Origin of the sequence: Faecalicatena contorta, from assembly GCF_021531895.1 — a bacterium.
Taxonomy (GTDB): domain Bacteria; phylum Bacillota; class Clostridia; order Lachnospirales; family Lachnospiraceae; genus JAFBIX01.
Map to the genome: position 1 here is coordinate 1 of NZ_JAFBIX010000060.1, position 2,563 is coordinate 2,563.

Below are 2,563 nucleotides of genomic sequence, written 5' to 3' on the forward strand. Positions count from 1 at the left end.
TGAATAATCCGGGGGCCGTGTCCCTGCTGTCCGGACTTAGGAAACCGCAAATCCGTTTTTAAGGAAACCACCATTCCGTTGGTGGAAACCTTTATCATAAATTCTTAAAATGTAACTATGCACCCTGTGGTGTAAATACATTTTAAGGAGGTCATGACTATGACCAAATATCGAGAGATTCTCAGGCTCAAAAGCTTGAATCTCAGTCAACAAAACATTGCCGACAGTTGCAATGTTTCAAAAAAGACAGTCAATCGTGTGTTAAAGCGTGCCGCGGAATTAGATATTTCCTGGCCGCTCGATGAAAATGACACCGATGCTGTCCTTGCAGAAAAGTTCTTCCCTTCTGCAAAACAAGTCACATCCCACAAGCGTATGCCTGACTACGACTACATCCGCAAGGAGCTACTTCGTAACGGAGTAAGTAAAAAGCTCCTGTGGACTGAATACATGGAGGATTGCCGTGCCAATGGCGAAGAACCACTCATGTATTCACAGTTCTGCTACCACATCCAACAGGATGAGCAAAAACATCGTGCTACCATGCATATCAACCGGAAACCTGGTGAACAGGTTGAAGTTGATTGGGCAGGTGATCCTGCAACAATCATTGATCCTGATACCGGAGAAATCATCAAAGCCTACATATTTGTTGGCGTAATGACTTACAGCCAGTATGCATATGTGGAAGCATTTCTGGATATGAAGCAGAAATCATGGATTAATGCTCATGTCCATATGTACGAGTACTTTGGCGGTGTTGCTAAGATTCTCGTACCGGATAACTGCAAGACTGCAGTTGTTCACAATGGTGGATGGAGAGACCAGCAGATTAATGAAACTTATCAGGAACTGGCTGAACATTATGGTACAGCTATTATTCCGGCTCGTGTCAGAGCTCCCAAGGATAAGCCGAATGCTGAAGGAACAGTAGGAAATATCTCTACCTGGATAACAGCAGCACTTCGGGATGAACAGTTCTTCTCCCTTGCCGAATTAAATCGTGCAATCAGAGACAAGCTCGAACTGTTCAACCAAAGGCTCTTTCAAAAGAAAGAGGGTAGTCGGCGAATCTTATTTCTTGAGGAAGAAAAACCATTGCTGGCACCATTACCTGCTACCCGTTTTGAACTGAGTGACTGGAAAACAGCCACCGTCCAGTTCAATTATCACATATCTGTGGACAGAATGCTATACTCAGTTCCTTATGAATACATCAAAAAGAAAGTTGATGTGAAGGTAACAGATACCACTATTGAAATTTTCTACAACCATAACCGCATTGCTTCCCATCGTCGTCTGAAAGGACGCCCTGGGCAGTACAGCACTATCACGGAACATATGCCGGAAGATCACCAGAGATATCTGGAATGGAACGGCGACCGGTTCCGCAAATGGGCTGAGCGGATTGGCATAAATACGTACACTGTGGTCAATGCAATACTGACCTCCAAAAGCGTGGAACAACAGACCTACCGAAGTTGTATGGGACTTCTAAAGCTTGCTGAGAAATACTCAGATGCATTGCTTGAAGCAGCCTGTAAAAAGGCTTTATCCTATACCTCCTCGCCCAGTTACAAGAGTATTAAAAACATCCTTGTAACAGGTTCTGTAAAACCGGAATCAGAAACAACTGAATCCAAGACCACACATAAAGCACATGGCATCACAAGAGGTGCCGATTACTATCGGAGGTAAACACATATGACAAATCAGAGTACAATAGATAAATTAATTGAAATGCGCCTTACTACCATGGCAGATGCATTTCGTAACCAACTGGATGATCCTAAATTTAAAGAAGTACCCTTTGAGGACCGTTTTGGTATGCTGGTGGACATCGAATACAGCAATCGTAAAAATAATCGTCAAAAACGACTGATCCGTAATGCCGGATTTGACCAGCCGGAAGCAAATATCATGGATATCAACTACACTTCCGGTCGCAAACTTAACAAGGCTCTTATTAACCGACTTGCAACTTGTGAGTATATATCTGAACACCGGAACCTTTTTATTACCGGTGCTACAGGCTGTGGTAAGACTTACATGGCCTGTGCCTTTGGCATGGAGGCATGCAAGCGGTATTACAACACCAAGTATGTCCGACTTCCGGATCTGCTCATTGATCTGGAAATCGCAAGGACAGAAGGTAACTATCGAAAGGTCATGGCTAAATACGCTAACCCACTGGTTCTCATTCTTGATGAATGGCTTCTTCTAAAACCAACGGAAGCCGAGCAGAAGGATATCTTTGAACTCCTTCATCGAAGACGCAAGAAATCATCTACGATTTTCTGCTCTCAGTATGAATTCGAAGAATGGTATGATCAGCTTGGTGGTGATGACAGTCCTCTTGCAGATGCAATCATTGACCGTATTGCCCATGACAGTTATCGAATAAATATCACAAGCATTGATGCAGAACATGATCGGTCAATGCGAGAGGTATACGGCTTAGATAAAGCATTACGCGAGTAAACTCGCATAAGCGGTTCCCGCAAGTCCGGACAGACGGTTTCCCGTCTGCCGGATTTGCGGTGTTACCGCACAGGAATATTCA

Annotated in this window: 2 protein-coding genes; both read left to right on the forward strand. The window is 43.9% G+C overall.

Annotated features, from left to right (window positions below; all coding sequences use genetic code 11):
- Positions 1-159 precede the first annotated feature (159 nt).
- The gene (istA, locus tag JQM81_RS13315; protein WP_235234286.1) at positions 160-1,698 is read left to right on the forward strand and encodes an IS21 family transposase; all 1,539 of its coding nucleotides are present in this window, start codon (positions 160-162) and stop codon (positions 1,696-1,698) included.
- Between the two features lie 6 nt (positions 1,699-1,704).
- Positions 1,705-2,481 (forward strand): IS21-like element helper ATPase IstB, encoded by a 777-nt coding sequence (gene istB, locus JQM81_RS13320; protein WP_154581594.1) that lies wholly within the window; start codon positions 1,705-1,707, stop codon positions 2,479-2,481.
- The last annotated feature ends 82 nt before the right edge of the window (positions 2,482-2,563 follow it).